This window comes from Halobacillus litoralis, from assembly GCF_020171725.1.
GTDB classification, from domain to species: domain Bacteria; phylum Bacillota; class Bacilli; order Bacillales; family Halobacillaceae; genus Halobacillus; species Halobacillus litoralis_F.
In genome coordinates, this window is sequence record NZ_JAIVAJ010000002.1 from 200,544 (window position 1) to 220,665 (window position 20,122).

Below are 20,122 nucleotides of genomic sequence, written 5' to 3' on the forward strand. Positions count from 1 at the left end.
GCGGTCGTATGCAAGGACATAAGACAGGCATGTCCGGCAGTACCATCATGTCGGACCCTGAACAGTTTGATCACTTATTCCAATTTGGATGCACTCATGTAGAGATCGGAGAATTTCCTGACATGGAATCCGTTCACACTTTCTTGAATCTGGCTGAGGAGAATCAGGTTACATTTGGCGTACATTCTCCTCTGATTCGAAGTGGAAGTAAGTACGACATGATCGAATCCGTTAAAATGCCGATAGAAAAAGCCAGGCAGCAATTCGAAGAGGAAGTAGCCTACTTGGCTGAGGTCGGAGCATCGTACGTCCTTGTCCATTTCCCATACTTCAAAGGTCCGTCGGCGGATCCGTTTGGAAGAATAGAAGAAGGGCTTACCTTCCTGTCACATCTCCAAGAGAAGTATAAACTGCCGATTGTCTGTGAACCGAAGCTTGGTTTTGACCGTTCCCCGTGTAACATTGAATACCTTCACCAATGTGCTGGAAGTCTATGGGGACGCTATGGATTACCCATCTGCATCGATCTCGGAGACTACTTCATGGCAGCAAAAGGGGACTGGATGCCCTACATAAAACCTCTTCTGCCTTTCACGAAAGTGGTCCACCTTCACAATGTTACGTTTACGGAGAAAGGTTATTTCTGGAGCGTGCTCCATCCAACTGAGGGAGGCGCCTACGATATGAAATGGTGTATTGTAATGCTGGGCGAGGGAGAAGGGAAATACTTCATTTTTGAACATACCCCGCATACTTCTCCTTCGTCTCAATCTGTACAAGAAGGGCTTGAGTGGGTGCGCCAATTACTATCCTAATGTATGAATCTCGCAGGTTGCGGTCATACTGGATGGTAAAAAAGGAGTTTGCTCATCTATGCGATGTCCTAACTGTGAGAGTAAGAACCTAGGGAAGATCGGTACGCACCAATTTTATTGCTGGAACTGCTGTTTGGAGTTGTGGGTGGAGGATGGAAAAGTCAATATTCACCAGATTGAAGAAGATGGAAGTTTAAGCTCTTTAAATGATATCTTTTACCAGCAAGGGTAGAGGGGCATGACCGACCAGACTACGAAATGGGTCAAACGATGGGTGATTTTCTTCATCATCCTCCTCTCCCTGCTTTTACTGGCGTGGTTGTTTCCATACTATGACCACGTGCTGATCACGATTGGAACCATCCTTCTGCCCTTTGTTCTCGCCCTGGTCTTTTCACTTCTTCTCCATCCGATCGTCAAGTTTATGGTGGGAGCGGGAGTCAATCGTTCAGTTGCAATCTTACTCATTTTCACCGCTTTCTTTACGCTTGCAGGATTCGGCATTTACCGGGGATATCCTCATCTTCTGGAACAATTGAAGATGCTCAGTGAACAAGCCCCGCAGCTATCAGAAACCTATAAGCAATGGACGAAGGCGTTCTATGCCCAAACGGAACGACTTCCAGACGGGATCCATGAACGGGCGGACGGAAGCCTGAAGGAATTCGAAGAGTGGCTCAGCATCAGAGTCATGTCCGTGATTACTGGAATGAGGGGCTTGTTTGATATGGTCTTCCTGATGGCAGTGATTCCCGTCATGACCTTCTACTTTTTGAAAGACTATAAAAAAATCGGTCATTGGCTTCTGCAATGTCTGCCCGGTCACTGGCACCACGAAGCGAAGCGTCTCACGGTTCAGTTGAATCATTCCCTCGGTGGCTACATTCGTGGGCAGTTATTCATCAGTTTATTTGTCGGAGTGCTCGCTTCTGTCGGGTTTTGGATCATCGATTTACCTTATCCGCTCGTCCTCGGAATACTGGCAGGCGTCACGAATATCATTCCCTATTTCGGACCGCTGCTCGGAGCGGTGCCTGCTTTGATTGTCGCACTTACGATGTCTTGGAAAATCGTCATTTTCACCCTCATCGTCATCATCGTCATTCAACTGACAGAAGGGAACCTCTTGTCCCCCTACATCATGGGGAGAAGCATTCACATACACCCTTTGTTCATCATCCTTGCCCTGCTTGCGGGCGGAGAGGTTGCGGGTATTGCCGGCCTGATCCTCGCTGTACCCATTTTGACCTGTGTGAAAGTGGTTGTATCGGAAGTGAGGGAAGGCCGTTTAAACATTGACAGATGAGGTTCGTTTATCTATAATAGCGCATATCGACACTATATGAACGAAGCAATACGAAGATGGAACGGAGTAAGTAATACTTCCATAAAGAGAGGCATTCCCTTTGGCTGAGAGGAAGGCTATGGACAAGGTTACTGAAAGCTATTCCGGAGTGCGGTTAATCACCGCCGGCAACGCCCCGTTATACGCGTACTGAGATGATAGGCATTCGCCTATAACCAGGGTGGTACCGCGGAGTGAACTCCCGTCCCTGCCAATGTGCAGGGACGGGAGTTTTTTCGTTTGTATAGAAATGATTTTCAGATACTTAAGGAGGCAAAGCAATGAAATCGTTAACTTCAGCAGAAGTGCGTCAGCTTTTCTTAGATTTCTTTAAAGAAAAAGGTCACAGTGTTGAGCCGAGTGCATCCCTCGTCCCACACGAGGACCCTACACTTCTATGGATCAACAGTGGTGTGGCTACACTAAAAAAATACTTTGATGGCCGGGTAACACCGGACAACCCACGAATTGTGAACGCTCAAAAGTCGATTCGTACGAATGATATTGAGAATGTAGGGTTTACAGCCCGTCACCACACATTCTTTGAAATGCTCGGAAACTTTTCGATCGGTGACTACTTCAAAGAGGAAGCGATCGAATGGGCTTGGGAATTTCTAACGAGTGACAAATGGATTGGATTCGATGAGTCAAAGCTGTCCGTCACTGTTCACCCACAGGATGATGAGGCGTTTGCCATCTGGCGTGATAAAGTAGGTCTTGAGGAAGAGCGAATCATTCGAATTGAAGAGAACTTCTGGGACATCGGGGAAGGCCCGAGTGGACCGAATACAGAGATTTTCTATGATCGTGGTGAGGAGTTCGGAAATGATCCACAGGACCCTGAACTCTATCCTGGTGGGGAAAATGAACGCTACTTGGAAATCTGGAACCTCGTGTTCTCTCAGTTCAACCACAACCCGGATCATACGTACACGCCTCTACCGAAGAAGAACATTGATACAGGGATGGGACTTGAGCGTATCGTCTGCGTGATTCAAGGAACGGACACGAACTTCGAGACAGATCTGTTCATGCCGATCATCAAGAAAACGGAAGAAATTTCGGGTCGTCAGTACGGAAATAGTCAAGAAGAAGACTCGGCGTTCAAAGTCATCGCTGACCATATGCGTACGGTAACATTCGCTGTAAGTGACGGCGCGCTTCCTTCCAACGAAGGACGAGGTTACGTTCTTAGACGTCTACTTCGTCGTGCGGTTCGCTTTGCGAAACAAATCGGAATCGACGAGCCGTTCATGTACAAGCTTGTTCCGGAAGTTTCAGCAATCATGGTAGACTTTTATCCGGAAGTGAAAGAGAAAGAAGCGTTCATTCAAAATGTCATTAAAACAGAAGAAGAACGATTCCACGAGACCTTGAATGATGGACTCGCAATCCTTTCTACGATTATGAAACAGGAAACAGAAAAAGGCAGCAATGTTTTCCCTGGTACAGAAGTATTCCGTCTGTATGACACCTATGGTTTCCCTAAAGAGTTGACCGAGGAGTATATCGCAGATGCTGGGTTTACCATCGATGAGGAAGGCTTCCGCTTAGAAATGGAAAAACAACGTGAGCGTGCACGTAATGCACGACAGAAGTCCGATTCGATGCAGATTCAGGAAGGCGTACTTGGTGATGTCCATGTCGAAAGTACCTTCATCGGATACGATCAGTTGCAAACGACATCCAAGGTTGTCGAGCTGATCAAGGGGAAAGACTTCAGTAACGAGGCACAGGCGGGAGATACCGTCTACTTGTTCCTTGATCAGACACCATTCTACGCTGAGAGCGGCGGTCAAATGGCGGATAAAGGCTTTATTCGAACAGACGATGCGAAGCTCGAAGTAACGAATGTTCAAAAAGCACCAAACGGACAGCACATGCACGAAGCAGTCGTTCAGGAAGGCACTATCACAAAAGGCGCTGTAGTAGAAGCAGAAGTTGACGCAGGTTCCCGTTCCTTCATTGTGAAGAACCACACGGCGACTCACCTTCTTCACCAAGCGCTAAAAGATGTACTGGGTGACCACGTCAACCAGGCAGGATCTCTTGTAGCACCGGACCGTCTTCGTTTTGACTTCTCTCACTTTGGATCTGTTACCAATGAAGAGATGGAAAGAATCGAGTCCATCGTCAATGAAAAAGTATGGAAATCGATTCCTGTTTCAATCGAGTACAACTCGATCGAGGAAGCAAAGGCGAAAGGTGCCATGGCTCTGTTTGGTGAAAAGTACGGAGATACTGTACGAGTGGTACAGGTCGGAGACTACAGCTTGGAGCTTTGTGGTGGATGTCACGTCCATAATACAGCGGAAATCGGTTTGTTCAAGATCGTTTCAGAGTCTGGAATCGGAGCGGGTACACGCCGTATCGAGGCCGTTACCGCAAAAGATGCCTATCTGTATATGAATCAGAAAGAAGCGCTTCTGAAGCAAGCCGGGGAACTTCTGAAAACGAAACCTGAGCAAGTACCGGAACGGATCGACGCGCTTCATAAAGAAATGAAAGACTTGCAGCGTGATAACGATTCCCTCAGCCAGAAACTATCGAACATGGAAGCTTCCTCGATTCTGGATGAAGTAGAAGAAGTGAATGGGGTTCACGTACTTGCCAAACAAGTCGATGTCAAAGACGCAAACGCATTGCGTACGATGATCGACGACTTGAAACAGAAGATCGGTTCAGGGATCATACTACTTGCAACACCGAACGGAAATAAAGTACAGTTGATTGCAGGAGTATCTGACGACTTAGTAGAAAAAGGATACCATGCAGGTCAATTGATCAAGGAAGCTGCAACCCGCTGCGGAGGCGGAGGCGGTGGACGTCCCGACATGGCTCAGGCCGGAGGAAAAGATGCGTCTAAGATTCCGGAAGCACTTGAGTTCGCGAAAGAGTATGTGAGTCAAAACGCATAGTTTTTCATGCTTAGGAATCAGGTATATAATAAAGTAAAGACTACTAAGTGCGAGGTGAATGAAATGAGTTCGATGGATAGAACCATGAGGTTTAATTTCTCAGAAGAACCGTTCGACCAAGATGTGCGCTCAGTATTATTGTCTGTACACGGCGCCCTGCAGGAGAAAGGGTACAACCCGATCAATCAAATTGTCGGCTACCTGCTTTCAGGAGACCCTGCTTATATCCCGAGGCACCAGGACGCAAGAAATCTCATTCGCAAAATAGAACGCGATGAGTTGATTGAAGAACTAGTGAAATTTTATCTTGAAAAGAATAACGAGGGCAGCGAATGAAGAAAATAGGTTTAGATGTGGGAGAGAAAACCATTGGCGTCGCCATATCAGACGCCCTTGGTTGGACAGCCCAGGGACTGACGACGATTAAATGGGATGAAAATGATTATTCCACAGCCAAAGATGAACTCCAATCTATCATTGATGAGCATATGGTTACAGAGGCTGTCGTCGGCTTTCCGAAGAACATGAATGGAACGATCGGACCAAGAGGAGAGGCGAGCCAAACGTTCGCCTCTTGGCTTGAGAAAAACTTTAGCATCACCGCTCATCTATGGGATGAACGACTTACAACGATGGCAGCAGAAAGAGTGCTGATCGACGCAGATGTAAGTCGTAAAAAGCGGAAGAAAGTCATTGATAAAATGGCTGCGGTCATGATCCTGCAAGGGTATCTTGATTCCAAACAATAAAAAGGAGGCCACTAAACGATGGCATTAGAAAAAGAAGAGCGTATTATCATTCCAGATGAAAATGGAGAAGAACATTTATTTGAAGTCTTGTTTACGTTCGACGTAGAGCAGACGAAGCAATCTTACATCGCTGTCGTACCGGCTGATCAAAAAGAAGGCGACGAAGTAGAAGTATTCGCTTTCCGTTATGAAGAGAAAGGGAACGAAGAAGATGACCTAGCTCTTTTCCAGATTGAATCGGAGGAAGAGTGGGAAATGGTTGAAGAAATGCTGAACACTCTTACAGATGAAGATTTAGCATAATAGAGTGAAAGGGGGAATCATTCATTTGATTCCCCCTTTTTTTACTTGAGAATTTATAAATTTTTTTACAATTGTAGAAATTTGAAAGCACATGTAGAAAGAATCTGGCACTTTATAGTATAATGTAGCGGATGGAAGGGGGAATTCCGATGTCAGATTCAAACTTTAAAGATAAATATAAAGATCGATTAAAACGAAGAACAGAAGAGGCGAGTACTGTGAGAAAGATTGTCGCAACTATTTTGACGACGCTTATCGTTGTCCTTGTCGTAGGTGGCGTCTCTGGTTACTTGTACGTCAAATCTGCACTTGACCCGGTTGATCCGGATGATAACAGCCAAATGAATGTGGAAATCCCACTGGGTTCTTCTACTTCTCAAATAGCCGCTATTCTTGAAGAGAATGAGGTCATCAAGAACGATTTGATTTTCCGGTTCTATACGAAGTTTAACAACGAAACAGGATTTCAGGCCGGAGACTATCAATTCACCCAGTCCATGAAGCTGAGTGAAATCATCGAGACGTTGAAAACAGGACGCCTTGTCAAAGAGCCTGTAGCCAATATTACCATCCCGGAAGGGCAGTCACTCGAACAGATTGCAGACATTTACGCTTCGGAATTTGACTTCACTACAGAAGAGTTCATGGAGAAAGTGAATGATCCAGCATACGTGAAAGATTTGATGAGTCGGCATTCTGCACTTCTAACGGAAGATATTCTAGGTGAGAATATCCGTTATCCTCTTGAGGGATACTTATTCGCCGCGACATATCCGTTCTATGTCGATGATCCGAGTATCGATCAGGTCGTAACGAAGATGCTTCGCAAAACGGAACAGGTCGTTCTACCATTCACAGATGCATTAGATGCTCAGGGCCTTTCGATTCATGAGGGGATTACGATGGCTTCTCTCGTGGAAAATGAAGCACGCACAGCAGAAAACCGTAAAAAAATTGCCGGCGTTTTCTATAACCGATTAGATGAGGGGATGCCTCTTCAAACGGATCCGACCGTCCTCTATGCCCTAGGTGAGCATAAAGACCGTGTATTATATGAAGATCTGGAAGTAGAGTCACCTTATAACACCTATTACGTGAACGGACTCCCAGTCGGGCCAATCTCGAACTTCAGTTCAAATGCCATGCAGGCAGCGGCTGAACCAGCTGATAATGCATTCTACTATTTCCTGGCAGATTCTGAAGGGAATATTTACTATGCAGAGACGTTAGAGAAGCATAATGAGCTGAAAGCGAAATATATCACAGGTAGTTAATCTTTTTTGGAAGGAATGCTCGCATTCCTTCTTTTTTATGTGTTAAAATAATAGGGTTGTAATTTAGAAACGTGTGAAGGGATGTTCGTGAATGGACCAAGAAGCGTATTTACGATCCTTGCTGCCGGAAAGCTCTGATCACATGCAGCAGATCGAAAAGTTTGCCGAAGATCATAACGTGCCGATTATGGAGCCCTTAGGGATTCATTTCTTGCAGCAAATGATCCGCCTGAAGAAACCTGAGCGCATATTGGAGATCGGGGCGGCAATCGGGTATTCAGCTCTTAGGATGCTGGAAGCAGCACCGGACAGCCGTATCGTTACGATTGAGCGGGACGAGATACGGTATGAAGAAGCCAAGCGCAATGTTCAGGAAGCGGATGCTTCTGAACACATTCATATTTTGTACGGCGATGCCCTTGATATGTCAGAAAAAGTAGCAGAACATGCCCCTTATGACCTGCTCTTTATCGATGCCGCCAAAGGAAAATATGAAGAGTTCTTTGACTTGTACACGCCCTTCTTATCGGAAGACGGAGTGATCATTTCAGACAATGTGCTGTTTAAAGGGTTCGTAGCGGACGATTCCGAAGCCTCTAAACGGATGGCGAAACTTGCTAAGAAGATTAGGAACTACAATGAGTGGTTAACGAGTCACCCGGATTATCATACAACGATTATACCAATAGGTGATGGTGTAGCCATCACGACAAAGAAATAAAAAGCAGTGAGATTTACGTGGATGAAAGGAGAACCTAGCATGATGAAGGACAAACCTGTTGTGATTGGAGTTGCGGGCGGTACAGGGTCAGGAAAAACGAGCGTAACGCGTTCGATTATCCAGCGATTTGCCGATAAGTCCATCCTTATGATTGAACAAGATTATTACTACAAAGACCAATCTCATCTCCCATTCGAAGAGAGGTTGCAGACCAACTATGACCACCCGCTGGCGTTCGACAATGAACTGTTGATTGAGCACTTGAACCACTTGATCAACCAAGAGTCTGTGGAGAAGCCGGTTTATGACTACAAGATGCATACTCGTTCAGACGAAACGATTCACGTTGAGCCGAAAGAGGTCATCATCGTAGAAGGTATTCTCGTATTAGAAGATGAGAGACTTCGTGACCTGATGGACATCAAAGTATTCGTCGACACGGATGCAGACGTTCGGATTATCCGCCGTATGATGCGCGATATCAATGAAAGAGGCCGTACACTGGACTCCGTCATTGAACAATATATTAACGTTGTGAGACCGATGCACCTTCAATTTGTGGAGCCTACGAAACGCTACTCTGATATCATCATCCCAGAAGGCGGACAGAACCACGTGGCGATTGACTTAATGGCAACGAAAATCCAGACGGTTCTCCATGAAAAAGAGCATCCGGAAACCACATAAAATAGTTGAAATACTGTCAAAAATCTGGCATAGTACTCAATAGCAGTTCTAATTATGTATGTCTCCGTGTAAAGTATAGATAAACAAAGTGAGCAAACGGCTCATCACCTATATTTGGGGAACATCTTTTGATGTATTAAAGGAGTGTATGATGACGATGGCAGAAGAAAAAAGCTATTATATGACGGAAGATGGTAAACAAAAGCTCGAAGAAGAGCTTCACCACCTGAAAACAGAGCGACGCAAAGAAGTCGTGGAACGTATTAAGATTGCAAGAGGTTTCGGTGACCTATCCGAGAACTCTGAATACGATGCAGCGAAAGATGAACAAGCTTTCGTAGAAGCACGTATCACGCAAGTTGAAACGATGATTCGTAATGCCGTAATCATTGAGAACGATGATGAGAACCCGGATACGGTAACGATGGGTAAATCTGTGACGTTCCAAGAGCTTCCAGACGGCGATGAAGAGACATACACGATCGTCGGAAGTGCCGAAGCAGATCCTTTCGAGGGTAAAATTTCAAATGATTCTCCAATGGCTCAAAGCTTGATTGGTCACAGTGTCGGAGACCGTGTTTCTGTCACCACACCAGGCGGCGACCTTGATGTAAAAATCATTACGGTAGAATAACGAAGAACCCAGACATCTGTCTGGGTTTTTTTGTGCAAAAAATAGTCATTAAACAAGGTGTTCAAGGGATTGCCCGGGAAATAAAGAGGGTGGGGTATTGGTCTTGAAGCCCTGATAAGGTATAATGAACATCGAGTTAGGAGGAGGCCGTTCATGACGAATCAATATTCACGTTCGAACCGTTTTGAGAAGAAGCGGAAAAGTACGAAACTGATGACGTTTTTATTAGGAGCTGGAAGTTTATTACTGGTTGCCTTCATAGCACTTTTCATTTTTGGCGGAAATGGGGAAGACACCACTGCAAAAGAACCGGAACCGAAGGAAGAACAAATGGTGTCCGATGAAGAAAAAGTCGATGAGAAATCAACCGAAGATGCCTCTGATCCTGAAGGAGACGCCGGGGTTGATGAGTCAAAGGACCAATCTGAAGACTCGGAATCGAACGAAGGAAATGAAACTCAAACGACAACAGACGAAGAAGAGCTTGAAGTGGAAGAGGAAGAGCAGAGTTCCGACGATTCTACTGAAGAAGGCTTGACTGTTGAAGAAGCAAGTGACGATGAAAATGTTAAAAGAGTCATCAAGAAAAACTGGGAACCTGTAAAGACGACTCAAGATATTGAAGGCGAGCACCGTGTTGTATATGATACGGAAAGCCAGGACTGGAAAGAGATGGAGACAGCCATCCGTCGTGCAACGGGTCTAACAGACGAGAATATGATTACCCAGTATATAGGTAACGGAGGTAGTCCGAATAAGGCCATTGCTACGGTCTACAACCGAAATGATGCAAAAGAGATCTATCGTGTGAATGTGCAATGGATCGAAGACACAGGCTATCAAGTTAAACAAATAGAAGAACTTAAGAACCTACCGTCTGGATCAGAAGGGTAAGGGCGTTTTAGAAAGGAAGACTGACATGACAATCGGAATTATTGGGGCAATGGATGAAGAAGTAGAATTATTGAAACAAACGATGACGAATACAAAAGAGCAGGAAGTGGCGGGCAGTCTGTTTATAGAAGGACAGCTGCACGAAAAGGATGTCGTTCTTTTGAAATCCGGTATCGGTAAAGTGAATGCGGCGATGTCGACGACGATCCTTCATGAGCGTTATGACCTTGAAGCTGTCATTAACACAGGTTCAGCAGGCGGGTTCGCCAAAGAATTGGAAGTAGGCGATGTTGTCGTCTCCACACTCGTCACGCACCATGATGTAGACGTTACGGCTTTTCAGTATGAATATGGACAAGTGCCCGGCATGCCTGCTATGTATGCAGCAGACGAGAAGCTGGTGAATCAGGCGATGGAAGCCGTTGAACAGACAAGTGCGAAGGCATCAAAGGGAATCATTGCGACAGGCGACTCATTCATGCAGGAGCAGACACGCGTGGACTTCGTTCGTGGTCAATTCCCTGAGATGATTGCAGCCGAGATGGAAGCGGCAGCGATTGCGCAAGTCTGCTATAAATATGGGACACCTTTTGTCGTGATTCGTGCGTTGTCAGATATCGCCGGTAAAGAATCATCCATTTCATTCGATCAGTTCCTGCCTAAGGCAGCAGAGAATGCAGCGACGATGATTATGACGATGGTGAAGGCTATATAAGTAAGAAATTACCACCTTTCTGCTCATAGGATTATGTTAGAATAATAGATGTAGCAGGAGGTGGTGCATCCATGAATTCGAATGAATGGATGAAGAAAAAAATCCTGGATTATAAAAGATTTGTTATGACTCTTTTGATTCTTTCCAGCTACTTATATATTGGAACCTTAATCAGTATTTATGAATATCACGCCGACTATCACCTTTATCTTCTTCCTTTGTTAACGCTTACGCTGCCGGCGGCTTTTGTCCTGACGCTTAAGACGAAAAGGTGGCAGAGAGCTTTATCGGAGGATCAGTAAGCATCCACTCCACATGTTGGAGTGGTATTTTTTATGGGATCAGTTATTCTGACCTTGCTTGCTCTGCTTGTAAAATTCGTGAAAAATCTTCATGAGCGCTCGTTTTTCTATTCTGGAAACGTAACTCCTGCTTATGCCAAGTTCTTTTGCAATCTTCCGCTGTGTTTTTTCCTCCGTACGATTTAAGCCATAGCGAAAGATAATGACTTCTTTCTCCCGTTCATCCAGAACATTGATGAAATCCTTGATCTTCTCAAGCTCCATATGAAGTTGAATCTCTTCTACGATGTCCTCCACGTCAGCTTGGAGGATATCCAGCAGGTTCAGTTCGTTGCCTTCTTTATCATGACCGATTGGATCCTGCAGTGAGACATCCTTATTCGTCTTCTTAGTGGACCTCAGATGCATCAGAATTTCGTTTTCTATACACCGGGCGGCATAGGTCGCCAGTTTAGTCCCTTTGCCCGTAGAATAGCTCTCTATCCCTTTGATCAACCCGATCGTTCCAATCGAAATCAAATCTTCAAAATCTTCCTTTGTGTTTTCGAATTTTTTCACGATATGAGCTACAAGCCTCAAGTTGTGTTCAATCAACTTGTTGCGGGCTTCCGGATCTCCTTCTGCCATCAACTTCAGCTGCTTTGCTTCTTCTTCAGGGGGCAGGGGATTGGGGAACGCCTGGTTTTTCACGTAGGACATGAAGAATAACGACTCTTTAAAGAAATACAAAATCGAAGCGATCAAACTGCTCATGAGACGCGCACCTCCTCATAGATTAGGCTAGAGCCTATCACATACATATGTGGAAATAAGGGGAGCTGTGCTTGACCATCATGAAATAGGCATGTACCCATTTTCACTCGCACCAAGTCCTTCAACATGAAAACACTCGAGCGGAATAGGAATCCATAAAAAAAGAACGAAACCTTGCGTAAGCAGCAAGTGTTTCGTTCTTTTTATTTGAGGCTGAAAATTTATAAGACAGCCCTAAGCATTTGTCTCGTTTTGTTTTTCTTTTTCTAAGGCGTCGGCATAATCGTCTTTAACGCTTTTTTCCCAAAGTGGTACACCACTTCTATAGGCAGCTCTTGAGATCATGTGTCCGGAAACAGGTGCTGTCAGGAGAACAAAGAAAATACCCAACAACAGCTTACCACTGACGATATCATGCTCAATATATAAGAATAGAAAAGCACCGATCATAACGCCGGCCACACCAAGCGTGGAAGCCTTTGTGGCTGCGTGAAGACGCGTGTACACATCAGGAAAGCGCAGGATGCCGAGTGAACCCGATATGATGAAAAACGTACCGATCAAAAGCGAAATGCAGATTGTTATATCTAAAACAAGATTAATCCATGTCCCGCTCAATGATAACACCCTTTTCTAAGAATTTCGCCAATGCTACCGTTCCAATGAAGAGGAGAATTCCGATTAACAGAATCACATCATTGAACTTCGTTGTAACGAGCAGAATGGCGATCAATCCTGCCAGAGCCATTAAATTGATGCCGATAATGTCCAGTGCGACAGCGCGGTCAGGGTTACTCGGCCCTTTAATGGCACGATAGAGAAGGATAATCAGTGAAATGGAGACACCGGTTATACAAATAAGCGTCGTATATTCCACGAGCGATTGCGTGACATTTAACATCTCTTCCATTATCGTGTCACCTCCATAATCGCTTTTTCAAAGGTTTCTTTAATATCAGCAATGGATTTCTCGACATCAGGTATATCCATTGCATGAATGTAGATCTTCGTGTGATCGTCACTGACTTCGATGGACAGTGTCCCAGGCGTCAATGTAATCAGGTTCGCAAGCAGGGTGATTTCGAAATTGCTTCGAACATCAATCGGGAGAGTGAAGATTCCCGGTTGAATATCAAGCTTCGGTTTATAGACCAGTTTGACGATGTCAATGTTCGAGAGTACAAGTTCCCTCACGAAAAGTAAAATCAGCTTCAAAAACTTCCATACGCGTTTCATATAGAAGGAGTCTGGAATAAAGCGCTGAAGGATGAACAACAGACCGATTCCGAGTAGGTAACCTACAAAGAAGGTTGAGAACTCATAGCTCTCACTAAGGAACATCCACATGATGGCAATAATGATATTGATAACGATTTGTAATGGCATCTGCTTCTACTCCTTTAACACAGAATCAATATAGATTTGCGGGTCCATGATGTACTCGGAAATGTTTGAGATTGTAGGATAGAACCACTCAGCACCGATTCCCAACGTGATGGACATGGCAAGGAGGACTCCAGCAGGCCAGACCATTTTGGAAGCAGCCGGTTTGCGTTCAGGGTGAGGGTTCTCTGTCTTCTCTCCCCAGAATCCCCGGATGAAAATACGAATCATCGAGAACAAAATCAGCAAGCTCGACAATAGCGCGACGATGACGATCATGATTTCATCCTGAGCAAGTCCACCCTGCAGAAGAAGCAGCTTACCAATAAACCCACTGAATGGTGGAATCCCGGCCAAAACTAGAGAGGCAACAAAGAAGAACCACCCAAGAACAGGGTAATGGTGAATCAACCCACCCATTTTCCTCAGATCGGACGTGCCGGCTACATAAGCGATGATTCCGACGAGTAGGAAGAGAGCAGCTTTAATGATCATGTCATGGACCAAATAATAAATCGTTCCACTAATTGATGTTTCTGTGAAAATACCAATCCCCATCAGCATGAAGCCGACAGCAGGGATGATGTTGTAAGCGACGACTAACTTAATGTTGTTCGTCGACATAGCTCCGATTACACCAAACAGCATCGTAAAGGCTGCTAAGTAGATGAACAACGTATGTGTCAACTGTACATCTTGATTGAACATCAGCGTAAAGGTACGTAGAATCGAGTAAATTCCGACCTTAGTGAGTAAGGCACCGAACAGGGCACTCACAACCGGATTCGGTGAAATGTATGGGCGTGGCAGCCAGTAATAAAGCGGGAAGACGGCTGCTTTCGTAGCAAATACGAAAAAGAACATAATGCCGATTGTCGTTAAGATGCCCTGTTGTTCTACTTCCTGAACACGGACAGCAATTTGTGCCATGTTGACAGTACCTACGACCGAATACAGGAATGCGATCGTCGTAACAAACAACATGGAAGAGAACAAGTTGATCAATACATATTTAATGGATTCCCTTAATTGAACTTTTCCGTTCCCAAGTACGATTAACCCGTATGAAGCCATTAGAAGGACTTCAAAGAATACGAACAGGTTGAATAAGTCACCTGTCATGAAAGCACCACTTACTCCAGCGATCAATAAGAAGAAGAAACTGTAGAAATAGAATTCCTCTTGCTGCTTGGATAGAGATTGAGGTGCATAGAAGATCGCGGCGGCTGCAATAATGTTCGTTGTAAGAACAAGTGTAATGGCCAGCAGATCACCGACAATGATAATCCCGTAAGGAGCTGCCCAGCCTCCTGTTTCAAGGATTAAAGGTCCATTCTGTAAAACGTGTAGAAAAACGTAGCCGACGACAAGCAGTTGTATGATGGTAAACACTTGCGAGAGCGTACGTGACAACTTTCGTTTTTTCGGAATAAACGCCACCAAAATACCAAAGATCAGTGGCAGAATGATAGGCAGTGCAATTAAATTACTCATAGTCATTACCTCTCATTTGCTCCATATTATCCGTTCCATTAACCTGAGCTGCTCGGTAGGCAAGTACTAATAAGAGACTTGTCACACCAAAGCTGATGACAATGGAAGTCAGGATTAAAGCCTGCGGCAGTGGGTCGGTATAGGTTTCGACCCCTTCCGTTAAGATAGGCGGCGCACCGCGCTTCAGTTCACCCATCGTTAGAATGAAGAGATGGGCCCCATGCGATATGAGACCTGTCCCGATAATAATCCGCAGTAACTGTTTTTGAAGGAGGTTGTATATTCCCGTTGTGAATAAAATACCAGCGAGAATAGCCATTAATATTTCCATGGTTATTGATCCTCCTTTTTCCCTGGTAGTTTAATGAGACCGTAAATCGCCATAGCAGCGATACCTAATACGACAATTTCGAACAAGGTATCCAGTCCACGGAAGTCGACCAAGATCACGTTCACGACGTTATCTCCGCCACCTAACTTATAAGAGTTTTCAAGGAAGTAGCTTGAAATCGACTCAAAGAACTTGCTGCTGTGTGCAGAGATGGCCACCATGGTCATCATCGCACCGAAACCGATGGAAATGACTAGGTTTAAGAATCGCGTACTTGCAGCTTCTTCTTTTTTACGAAGCTTCGGCAAGTGATAGAAGACCAATAGGAACAATGCTACGGTCACTGTTTCTACGATTAACTGCGTCAGAGCAAGGTCCGGCGCACGGAAGAGTACGAACAGCATAGAGAGTCCATACCCGACAACCCCAAGTATTAGAATAGCCGTAATCCGGTTATTCGTCAGAATCGTGGAGACAGCGGCAATCACCATTGTGATGGCAACAAAGATTTCAGGAAGTGACAATGGTGCCACATTGCTGAGATCGACCGTAAAGCCCCCTGTGAGCGCCATAAAGGCGAACGTGACAATAAGGATAGCCGCGAGGACTAAACGCACGTACCGGCCGATAGAGCCGTTCATATACGCTTTCGTCACTCGGCTTGAATAGGTCTCAAGGCGGTCGACTAGTCCGTCGTAGACTTTATTCATACTCAAGACACCTGGAATCGCACGATATACAGGGGCCCATTGTTTTCTAGACAAGTAAAGGACGGTACCGAATACGAGCACGGTGATCGACATGATCAACGGTGGATACAAGAATCCGTGCCAGAAGTATACTTCTTTTGAAACAGCAAGTCCTTTTACAGCTGAGGCGGCGTGAGCGATAAACGGCTCATTCACCATACCCGGGAACAACCCAATAAGAATGACACCAAGCACAAGGATGATCGGTGAAACAAGCATCCCGACAGGTGCTTCATGTGGCTTCTTAGGCAGTTCACTAAGGTTTGCCTTACCACGGAATGTACCGAAGAAGAAGTACATGGAGTAAACGAAAGTAAAGATACTACCGAATACAGCCAGGTAAGGAAGGGCCGTTTTGAGAACTCCGATGAAGCCTGCGTTTGCAATATCCTCTAAGTGTAAGGATGCATCAAAGAACAGTTCCTTACTATAGAAGCCATTAAGGAACGGCAACGGCACACCGGCCATTGAGAACGTTCCAAAAATAGCGAGTGTTGCGGTGATCGGAAGGTACGTCATCAATCCGCCGAGTTTACGGATGTCACGGGTACCCGTTTCGTGGTCGACAATTCCTGCAACCATGAACAGACTTCCCTTAAATGTTGCGTGGTTCAGGATGTGGAAGACGGCAGCAAATACGGCTACTTTCGTTCCAAACCCGAGCATCGCCATGATCATACCGAGTTGGCTGATCGTGGAGAAAGCAAGAATTCCCTTCAAGTCCACTTGTCGAACAGCCATGTAAGAACCCCAGCATAACGTTACGATACCGACAGAAGATACAATGATAAAGAACCAGTCGCTCGATGATAGCATTGGTGAATAGCGGGCAACCAAGTAGATTCCCGCTTTAACCATCGTGGCTGAGTGCAGGTAGGCACTAACCGGGGTTGGTGCTTCCATGGCATCCGGCAGCCAGATGTGGAATGGGAATTGAGCTGACTTCGTGAAAGCTCCCAGCAGCAGCAAAGCAAGAATGAGCGGGAAATACTCGCTGTTCAAGATTAACTGCTTTTGACTGATCATTTCCTGGATACTTGTTGTATCGGTTAGAACCGTCATGAATACAAGAGCACCAAGAAGGCTCAATCCTCCGAAAACGGTAATCAGCATGGATTTCAATGCACCGTATCTAGACTCTTTCTTAAAGTTCCAGAATCCAATCAATAAGAAAGAAGACAGTGAAGTGAACTCCCAGAAGCTGTAAAGGACAAAGACGTTGTCGGATAAAACGACACCGAGCATGGACCCCATAAACAGCAGGAAGTATACATAAAAATGTCCCAGTTGCTCTGATTTATCTAAGTAATAGATCGAATAGAAGGCAACTAGGGCGCCTATTCCACTTATTAATAACACAAATAAAAGACTTAGACCGTCCAAGTGGAAAACCATGTTGATGTCCAATGATGGAATCCATGAATAACTCCTTGTGAGCGGCTCAAAGCCTGTTCCGAGAAATCTAGCAAAGTAAATAAAAATAAGTATTGGTATAATGGTTACAAAAAAACCAGTATGGATCCGTTCCCTCCATTTATCTACAAACGGAATGAACATTGCCATAATAAACGGCAATAAAACAGCCCATATCATACGTGTGGCTCCTCCCTTGACTTAGTTTCAACTAGTTCTATTGATAAATATCGTATCAACGTTCTGTTCATTTAATTGTAATCAAAAAAAGCATGATTATTCAACTGTGATCAACTGAGGGAATCGGTTTGGCCCTCTAATTTAGTATGGTCTATTAAATAGGAAGAAACACATGAAAAACGAAAGAAAAAAATCAATAAAAAAACTCACCGATTTTAAGGGGAAGGTGAGTTTTTTTATGTATATCTGTGTCTATTGTTGTTAGGAACTGTCAAAAAATATCAACCGACTTGTGATGTATGCTCATCGTTGTGATTCGATAATGCTCGTTCTTTCATCTCATCTTTGATTTGGTTAATAAAGTCACTGGAAAGGTTGAGTTCAATGGCTTTGTGGTAAGATTGTAATAGCAGGGAATCAGATAGTTCCTTCATGTTTCTGCCACTCATGTGACAGCCACCTCCCGGTTCATTTCAATTGCTTAAACACATCTTTTTTTAAGGTAAGTTAACCTTACCATGACCAGTGAAACCCTACAATCGGGCAGTTATCTACATGATTCTGTAGATAACTTTCATACTATTTTGTAAAAAGTTGGGCTGTCAAAGCGTTAAACAGTGTGGAAATTGTGTATAAAGTTATCCACAGGTCGGGAGTGTCGGGAATTGTCGAACGATTTTTGTTCTGATTTCCACCTTTGAGAGAGATTTCAAACTGTTTATTGAATTGTAACTATTACGCTATGTAAAAGAGTTTTTGAAACATCGACTGATTTTGTATATGATGGTGAAGGAGATTTTGCCGTTATAGATGAGATGGAGTGAAAAAAATGTGGAATCGTTTCTTACCGAATGAACACGTTGAAAGTGTTTTTGAGATTGATCCTGTCGAACTCAAGAACAAAGGCGTGAAAGGGATTATTACAGATTTGGACAATACGTTAGTCGCATGGGACGTCAAAGATGCCACTGACGAAATAAGAGAATGGTTTAAAAAGATGAACGATCATGGCATTCAAGTAACGATTGCCTCCAATAATAAAGAAGCTAGAGTGAAATTATTTTCAGAGCCACTAGAAGCTTCCTTTATTTATAGTGCTCGTAAACCACTTGCCAAAGCTTTTAAAAAAGCGAGGAAGCAGATGGGGCTGAAGAAGGAAGAGGTAGTTGTCGTAGGAGACCAGCTTCTTACAGATGTTCTCGGAGGGAATTTAGCTGGATTTCATACAATTCTAGTCGTCCCTATTGTGGAAACAGATGGATTTTTTACGAAATTCAATCGGAAGATCGAGAGAAGGATCCTCCACTGGATGAGAAAAAAAGGGAAAATCAACTGGGAAAGGAGCAAAAATTAAATGGAAGCTATATACTGCCAAGGATGCGGCGTCGAAATTCAAACGAGCCATCCGGATCAACCGGGGTTTGCTCCGAAATCCGCTCTGGAAAGAGAAGATGTAATTTGTAAACGCTGCTTCAGATTGAAACACTACAATGAGGTGCAGGATGTACCTTATCAGGACGATGACTTCTTGGAAATGCTGAACCAAATCAGCCGCAACGAAGGTCTTGTCGTGCAGCTGGTCGATATATTCGACTTTAATGGAAGTTTTATCTCTGGCCTGAAACGTCATACAGGAAGTAATCCGGTCATCCTCGTCGGAAACAAGATGGATGTTCTTCCAAAGTCCGTTAATCCGGGTAAAGTGAAGCTATGGTTAAAGAAGGCTGCAAAAGAGCAGGGACTGTCCGTTCAAGATGTCTTCTTGATATCCGCACAGAAGAACCAGGGGATTGCAGAGTTATCCGAAGCGATTGACGAGTATCGAAAAGGGAAGGATGTATACGTTGTCGGGACGACCAACGTCGGTAAGTCCACGTTCATCAACACGCTGATTGCGAACACATCAGGTGTCAAAGACGCTATTACAACATCTTACTTCCCAGGGACGACGCTAGGCTTTATCGATATCCCGCTGGATGATAAGAGTTCCCTTTATGATACGCCTGGAGTCATTCAACGTCACCAAATGGCGCACTATGTTTCGGACCAGGATCTTAAGACCATTACACCACACAAAGAAATCAAGCCGAAGGTGTATCAATTGAACGAAGAGCAGACGCTTTTCTTCGGTGGTCTTGCGCGTCTCGACTTTGAAACAGGGGAAAGAAGTTCATTTATCTGCTATTTTTCAAATGACATCAACATACATCGTACGAAACTGGAGAAGGCAGACCAATTATATGAGGATCACGTCGGGGAAATGCTCTCACCACCCGATCATGAAACGTTAGAGAAGCTGCCACCACTCGAGGGGCATACGTTCAAAATCAAAGAGAGTAAAACGGACCTTGTATTCTCAGGGTTAGGTTGGATTACAATTCCTGAAGGAGACATTACAGTCACAGCCTATGCTCCTGAAGGTGTAAAAGTTTCACTACGCGAGTCACTGATTTAAGGAGAGG

At 44.6% G+C, this 20,122-nt stretch carries 23 protein-coding genes; 15 read left to right on the forward strand and 8 right to left on the reverse strand.

The annotated features are described in order from the left end of the window. Nucleotides 1-8: 8 nt before the first annotated feature. The 13 genes from LCM20_RS05240 (at nt 9) to LCM20_RS05300 (ending at nt 11,357) form a co-directional block, all read left to right on the forward strand. On the forward strand, nt 9-815 hold the full coding sequence (locus tag LCM20_RS05240; protein ID WP_225194377.1) for a TIM barrel protein: 807 nt from the start codon (nt 9-11) through the stop codon (nt 813-815). A gap of 238 nt (nt 816-1,053) precedes the next feature. After that, nucleotides 1,054-2,121, forward strand: a complete 1,068-nt coding sequence (locus LCM20_RS05245; protein ID WP_225194378.1) for an AI-2E family transporter — start codon at nt 1,054-1,056, stop codon at nt 2,119-2,121. Nucleotides 2,122-2,441: 320 nt separating this feature from the next. Then, nucleotides 2,442-5,078 (forward strand): alanine--tRNA ligase, encoded by a 2,637-nt coding sequence (gene alaS, locus LCM20_RS05250; RefSeq protein WP_225194379.1) that lies wholly within the window; start codon nt 2,442-2,444, stop codon nt 5,076-5,078. A 63-nt stretch (nt 5,079-5,141) separates the two neighbouring features. Continuing rightward, nucleotides 5,142-5,414, forward strand: a complete 273-nt coding sequence (locus LCM20_RS05255) for an IreB family regulatory phosphoprotein (protein WP_225194380.1) — start codon at nt 5,142-5,144, stop codon at nt 5,412-5,414. Continuing rightward, nucleotides 5,411-5,827 (forward strand): Holliday junction resolvase RuvX, encoded by a 417-nt coding sequence (ruvX, locus tag LCM20_RS05260; protein WP_225194381.1) that lies wholly within the window; start codon nt 5,411-5,413, stop codon nt 5,825-5,827. Before LCM20_RS05255 ends, ruvX begins: the two co-directional genes overlap by 4 nt. A gap of 18 nt (nt 5,828-5,845) precedes the next feature. Next, complete coding sequence (locus LCM20_RS05265) at nt 5,846-6,130, forward strand: DUF1292 domain-containing protein (RefSeq protein WP_225194382.1); 285 nt, start codon at nt 5,846-5,848, stop codon at nt 6,128-6,130. 149 nt (nt 6,131-6,279) lie between these two features. Next, nucleotides 6,280-7,404, forward strand: a complete 1,125-nt coding sequence (gene mltG, locus LCM20_RS05270; protein WP_225194383.1) for an endolytic transglycosylase MltG — start codon at nt 6,280-6,282, stop codon at nt 7,402-7,404. 91 nt (nt 7,405-7,495) lie between these two features. Continuing rightward, the gene (locus LCM20_RS05275; protein WP_225194384.1) at nt 7,496-8,125 is read left to right on the forward strand and encodes an O-methyltransferase; all 630 of its coding nucleotides are present in this window, start codon (nt 7,496-7,498) and stop codon (nt 8,123-8,125) included. Nucleotides 8,126-8,167: 42 nt separating this feature from the next. Next, a complete protein-coding gene (gene udk / locus LCM20_RS05280) occupies nt 8,168-8,812 on the forward strand; it encodes a uridine kinase (protein WP_225194801.1) in 645 nt (214 codons plus the stop codon). A gap of 157 nt (nt 8,813-8,969) precedes the next feature. Further along, on the forward strand, nt 8,970-9,446 hold the full coding sequence (gene greA / locus LCM20_RS05285) for a transcription elongation factor GreA (protein WP_225194385.1): 477 nt from the start codon (nt 8,970-8,972) through the stop codon (nt 9,444-9,446). 153 nt (nt 9,447-9,599) lie between these two features. Beyond that, a complete protein-coding gene (locus tag LCM20_RS05290; RefSeq protein WP_225194386.1) occupies nt 9,600-10,340 on the forward strand; it encodes a YrrS family protein in 741 nt (246 codons plus the stop codon). A gap of 25 nt (nt 10,341-10,365) precedes the next feature. After that, nucleotides 10,366-11,055 carry a 5'-methylthioadenosine/S-adenosylhomocysteine nucleosidase gene (gene mtnN, locus LCM20_RS05295; protein WP_225194387.1) on the forward strand — a complete coding sequence of 230 codons (690 nt, stop codon included), beginning with the start codon at nt 10,366-10,368 and terminating at the stop codon, nt 11,053-11,055. 71 nt (nt 11,056-11,126) lie between these two features. Continuing rightward, nucleotides 11,127-11,357 carry a YrhC family protein gene (locus LCM20_RS05300; protein WP_225194388.1) on the forward strand — a complete coding sequence of 77 codons (231 nt, stop codon included), beginning with the start codon at nt 11,127-11,129 and terminating at the stop codon, nt 11,355-11,357. Between the two features lie 39 nt (nt 11,358-11,396). Here LCM20_RS05300 and sigK read toward each other — a convergent pair whose 3' ends face one another. From sigK to LCM20_RS05340, 8 genes are all read right to left on the reverse strand, one after another. Further along, a complete protein-coding gene (gene sigK, locus LCM20_RS05305; RefSeq protein WP_225194389.1) occupies nt 11,397-12,110 on the reverse strand; it encodes an RNA polymerase sporulation sigma factor SigK in 714 nt (237 codons plus the stop codon). Between the two features lie 234 nt (nt 12,111-12,344). Continuing rightward, nucleotides 12,345-12,728 (reverse strand): monovalent cation/H(+) antiporter subunit G, encoded by a 384-nt coding sequence (mnhG, locus tag LCM20_RS05310; protein WP_225194390.1) that lies wholly within the window; start codon nt 12,726-12,728, stop codon nt 12,345-12,347. Beyond that, nucleotides 12,709-13,020: a Na(+)/H(+) antiporter subunit F1 gene (locus tag LCM20_RS05315; protein ID WP_225194391.1), complete on the reverse strand. Its 312-nt coding sequence runs from the start codon at nt 13,018-13,020 to the stop codon at nt 12,709-12,711. Before LCM20_RS05315 ends, mnhG begins: the two co-directional genes overlap by 20 nt. Continuing rightward, complete coding sequence (locus tag LCM20_RS05320) at nt 13,020-13,496, reverse strand: Na+/H+ antiporter subunit E (protein WP_225194392.1); 477 nt, start codon at nt 13,494-13,496, stop codon at nt 13,020-13,022. The genes LCM20_RS05315 and LCM20_RS05320 overlap by 1 nt, the downstream gene beginning before the upstream one ends. A gap of 6 nt (nt 13,497-13,502) precedes the next feature. Next, the gene (locus LCM20_RS05325; RefSeq protein ID WP_225194393.1) at nt 13,503-14,987 is read right to left on the reverse strand and encodes a Na+/H+ antiporter subunit D; all 1,485 of its coding nucleotides are present in this window, start codon (nt 14,985-14,987) and stop codon (nt 13,503-13,505) included. Further along, nucleotides 14,980-15,318: a Na(+)/H(+) antiporter subunit C gene (locus LCM20_RS05330; RefSeq protein WP_225194394.1), complete on the reverse strand. Its 339-nt coding sequence runs from the start codon at nt 15,316-15,318 to the stop codon at nt 14,980-14,982. The genes LCM20_RS05325 and LCM20_RS05330 overlap by 8 nt, the downstream gene beginning before the upstream one ends. A 2-nt stretch (nt 15,319-15,320) precedes the next feature. Further along, on the reverse strand, nt 15,321-17,660 hold the full coding sequence (locus LCM20_RS05335; RefSeq protein ID WP_225194395.1) for a Na+/H+ antiporter subunit A: 2,340 nt from the start codon (nt 17,658-17,660) through the stop codon (nt 15,321-15,323). Between the two features lie 281 nt (nt 17,661-17,941). Further along, entirely contained in the window at nt 17,942-18,109 is a 168-nt protein-coding gene (locus LCM20_RS05340) for a sporulation histidine kinase inhibitor Sda (RefSeq protein WP_225194396.1), read from the reverse strand. Between the two features lie 380 nt (nt 18,110-18,489). Between LCM20_RS05340 and LCM20_RS05345 the strand changes: the two genes are divergently transcribed. Together LCM20_RS05345 and yqeH are read left to right on the forward strand one after the other, a co-directional pair. Then, nucleotides 18,490-19,014 carry a YqeG family HAD IIIA-type phosphatase gene (locus LCM20_RS05345; protein ID WP_225194397.1) on the forward strand — a complete coding sequence of 175 codons (525 nt, stop codon included), beginning with the start codon at nt 18,490-18,492 and terminating at the stop codon, nt 19,012-19,014. After that, entirely contained in the window at nt 19,015-20,115 is a 1,101-nt protein-coding gene (yqeH, locus tag LCM20_RS05350; protein WP_225194398.1) for a ribosome biogenesis GTPase YqeH, read from the forward strand. The last annotated feature ends 7 nt before the right edge of the window (nt 20,116-20,122 follow it).